Annotated in this window: 4 protein-coding genes; 1 reads left to right on the top strand and 3 read right to left on the bottom strand. The window is 69.5% G+C overall.

Going from position 1 to position 3575, the window contains the following annotated elements:
* From AC5LSR_RS18270 to purU, 3 genes are all read right to left on the bottom strand, one after another.
* Positions 1-248 (bottom strand): type II toxin-antitoxin system PemK/MazF family toxin (locus AC5LSR_RS18270; RefSeq protein ID WP_250285772.1); only part of this gene is annotated, 248 nt, incomplete at its 3' end.
* Positions 245-523, bottom strand: a complete 279-nt coding sequence (locus AC5LSR_RS18265; RefSeq protein ID WP_250285773.1) for a hypothetical protein — start codon at positions 521-523, stop codon at positions 245-247. The genes AC5LSR_RS18265 and AC5LSR_RS18270, both read right to left, overlap by 4 nt.
* A 98-nt stretch (positions 524-621) precedes the next feature.
* Positions 622-1560 carry a formyltetrahydrofolate deformylase gene (purU, locus tag AC5LSR_RS18260; protein ID WP_250285774.1) on the bottom strand — a complete coding sequence of 313 codons (939 nt, stop codon included), beginning with the start codon at positions 1558-1560 and terminating at the stop codon, positions 622-624.
* Positions 1561-1983: 423 nt separating this feature from the next.
* Between purU and AC5LSR_RS18255 the strand changes: the two genes are divergently transcribed.
* Positions 1984-3537 carry an alkaline phosphatase D family protein gene (locus AC5LSR_RS18255; protein ID WP_250285775.1) on the top strand — a complete coding sequence of 518 codons (1554 nt, stop codon included), beginning with the start codon at positions 1984-1986 and terminating at the stop codon, positions 3535-3537.
* Positions 3538-3575 lie beyond the last annotated feature (38 nt).

Raw genomic sequence — 3575 nt, 5'->3', positions numbered from 1 at the left:
GAGATGGTCCTGGGCTGTTCGCACATCACCCAGGACGGACGGTTGAGCCGATGGGTCGGAGCACGGGTCACGGGCACGTGATGGGGGAGCGCGCGATCCCGGCTCGTGATCGGGCACACCACCAGGAGCCGGCCCGCGACGAGCTGGTCGTAGCCGGTGTTGGAGATCACCACAACGGGACGTAGGCCGCCCTGTTCGTTCCCGGCGACCGGATCGAGATCGACGAGGAGCACCTCGCCTGGCGTCACGCCTGCTCCTCGGCGTATTCCGGCCACTCGGGAGCGCCACTGCCCAGGCCGTCGGACGCGGTGACGTCCCAGTCGCCGGCCTCGCGCAGATAGTCCTCCCACTGCTCGGGGTCGGCCTGAAGCCGGGCGGCGGACTGCTTGGCGTTATGCCACCAGTGGCCTTCCTCCGCTTCCTCGACGAGGGCGGACAGCTCCGCGCCCAGGGTACGGCCGTGGCTGGTGGCCAGCGCCATCAGCCGATCGCGTACATCGACCGGGAGCTTCATCGTCGTCATGGTGACCATGCCGATGAGTTTACTAAGAGGTTTACCAGCTGACATACCGCCAGGCGACGAGCCGCGCTGGCTCCCTTGGTCCCGCGAGGGCCGCACGGTCAGGAGAAGACCACGGTGGAGTTGCCGTGGCGCAGGACCCTGTCCTCGCAGTGCCAGAGCACCGCCCGGCTCAGCACCAGCCGTTCGACGTCGGCGCCGCGCCGCTTGAGAGCCGCGATGTCGTCGCTGTGCCGGACCCGCACGACGTCCTGCTCGATGATCGGGCCTTCGTCGAGCTCCTCGGTCGCGTAGTGCGCGGTCGCGCCGATGAGCTTCACACCGCGTTCCTTGGCCCGTTCGTAGGGGCCCGCGCCGGCGAACGCGGGCAGGAAGGAATGGTGGATGTTGATGACCGGGCAGCCGACGCTGTCGAGGAAGCCGGCCGAGAGGATCTGCATGTAGCGGGCGAGCACGACGAGGTCGAAGTTGCCCCGTAGCAGCTGCAGCTGCCTGGCCTCGGCCTCCGGCTTCGTGTCGCGGGTCACCGGGATGTGGACGAACGGCACGCCGAACGTCCGCACCCCGCTCGCGAGGTCGGCGTGGTTGGAGACGACCAGACCGATGTCGACCGGCAGTTCGCCTCGCCGGGCACGCCAGAGCAGGTCCAGCAGGCAGTGGTCGTGCTTCGAAACCATGATCGCTACACGCTTCGGGGTGGACGCGTCACAGAGGGACCACTCGGTCACCTCGAACTTCTCGACCAGCGCTTTCGCGAAGTCCTTGGTCATGTCGTCGAGGTGGGCCTGCAGGTGGGGCCGGTGGAAGGTCATCCGCAGGAAGAACTGGCCGCCCACCGGGCCGGTTGTCGCCTGGTCCGATTCGACGATGTTCGCCTCGTGATCGGTGAGGAACTGGGACACCGCGGCGACGATTCCGGGGCGGTCCGCGCACTGGACCGTGAGCCGGCCGAGATCGGACCGGGCCGGTACGGCGCCGCGTGGCCATACCGGTGACGGCTGTCGGTGCTTCTCCGCGTCGATCAGGGCCCTGTCCGGCACAAGGTCCTCCCAAAAAGATCGCTGGGTGCGGCGGCCGGCGGTCTTCCTGGACGAAGCCGTCATGGGCCTTGAGCCCATGCTAGGGACACGGCCTCGGGAGGGCCGGCGACCCACCGCGTCACCGGCCAGGCCCAGGGGGACGTATCGGAGACGATCTTCAGCTGTCGTGGACGGATCTTCGGTCTCGTGGGCGCGCGCGACGGCATCCGCACGGAACGCGGGCGTGTGGGCCCGCGTACAAGGTGCTACGCCACCGCGCGCCCACCGGAAGCGCGCGTACCGGTTCATTGCCGGCGGTGGTCGGGCGGGCGTCGTCCATCCGCCGCTCGCTCGCGACGCGCAACCGGGTTGTACGTGTTTGTACATGCGGCATTTTTCTATGCATATAAACATATTTATATATATAAATTAGTGTTTTGTTGTATGAAGACGTTTCAGCGTCGGGCGTTCCTCGTCGGAGGTATCGCTGCGGCCGGGGGGCTCGCCCTCCCGCTACGGGCGCTCTCCTCGGTCCCGGCCGCGCGGGCGGCGGCCAGCACCATCCCCTACCCGTTCACCCTCGGCGTGGCCTCCGGCGAGCCGGCGCCGGACAGCGTCGTGCTCTGGACCCGGCTGGCCCCGTCCCCGCTGAACGCGGACGGGCACGGCGGCATGGCGAACACGGACATCGTGGTCGACTGGCAGGTGTCCGCGAACCCCGCGTTCGCCCCGCTCGTCGCGTCCGGCTCGGTCACCGCGCAGTACGCGCAGGCGCACTCGGTGCACGTCGTCGCCGGCGGGCTCGCGCCCGACGCCGAGTACTACTACCGGTTCCGCGCGCAGGGGCACATCTCGGCGGTGGGCCGCACCCGGACCGCCCCGGCGTTCACCGCCGTGGGACGGGACCTGACGATGGCGTTCGCGTCGTGCGCGCACTACGAGTCCGGTTACTACACGGCGTACCGGCGGATGGCGGACGACCGCCCGGACCTGATCCTGCACCTCGGCGACTACATCTACGAGGACGCCACCACGACCGGGTCGGTGCGGGAGCACCTGGGCAGCGAGATCGTATCGTTGGCCGACTACCGTCGCCGCTACGCGCAGTACAAGGCCGACCCCGACCTGCAGGCGGCGCACGCGGCCGCGCCATGGCTGGTGGTGCCGGACGACCACGAGGTGGAGAACAACTACGCCAACATGGTCCGGGCCGACAACAGCCCGGCGCTGACAGCCGCCGAGTGGACAGCCCGGCGGACAGCGGCCTACCAGGCCTACTACGAGAACATGCCGCTGCGCCCGTCGGCGGCGCCGGCCGGGAACAGCATCCCGCTGTACCGGCGGGTGCGCTGGGGCACGCTGGCCACCTTCCACATGCTCGACACCCGGCAGTTCCGTGACGACCAGGCGTGCGGCGACGGCTGGAAGGTGTGCTCGGACGCCGACCTGGCCAGCCGCTCCCTGCCCGGCACCACCCAGGAGGCCTGGCTGCTCGACGGCTTCGCCCAGCACCTCGGCACCTGGGACATCGTCGGCCAGCAGGTCTTCTTCGCGCGCCAGTTCGACGCCTCGGGCGCGGGGAACATGGACGCCTGGGACGGCTACCGCGCCTCCCGGGCCCGCATCCAGCAGGGCTGGGCCGACCGGGCGGTGCGCAACCCGGTGGTGCTCACCGGGGACGTGCACTCCTCGTGGGCCAGCAACCTCAAGGCCGACTACGCCAGCCCCTCGTCGCCGACGATCGGTACCGAGCTGGTCTGCACCTCGATCTCCTCCGGCGGCAACGGGTCCGGCTCGACGGCCATCCCCAACGGCGCCACCAACCCGCACATCAGGTTCTACTCCGACCGCCGCGGATACGTCCGTACCACCATCACCCCCGCCCACATCGCCGCCGACTTCCGCAGCGTGGCGACGGTGACCGAGCACGGGGCGGCCGCGGCCACCGTGCGTTCGTTCGTCATCCAGGACGGCCAGCCCGGGCTCGTCGACGCGTGAAGGGATTTCAGATGCGTGGTGCGCACGGGTTCGTCCCG

This window comes from Protofrankia sp. CiP1_Cm_nod4 (genome assembly GCF_982290645.1).
This window is presented reverse-complemented; position numbering and strand designations above follow the sequence as displayed.

Excerpts from the sequence above, each read along its gene's own strand:
- AC5LSR_RS18265 (WP_250285773.1), bottom strand. The coding sequence starts at position 523 with ATGACGACGATGAAGCTCCCGGTCGATGTACGCGATCGGCTGATGGCG.
- AC5LSR_RS18255 (WP_250285775.1), top strand. The coding sequence starts at position 1,984 with ATGAAGACGTTTCAGCGTCGGGCGTTCCTCGTCGGAGGTATCGCTGCG.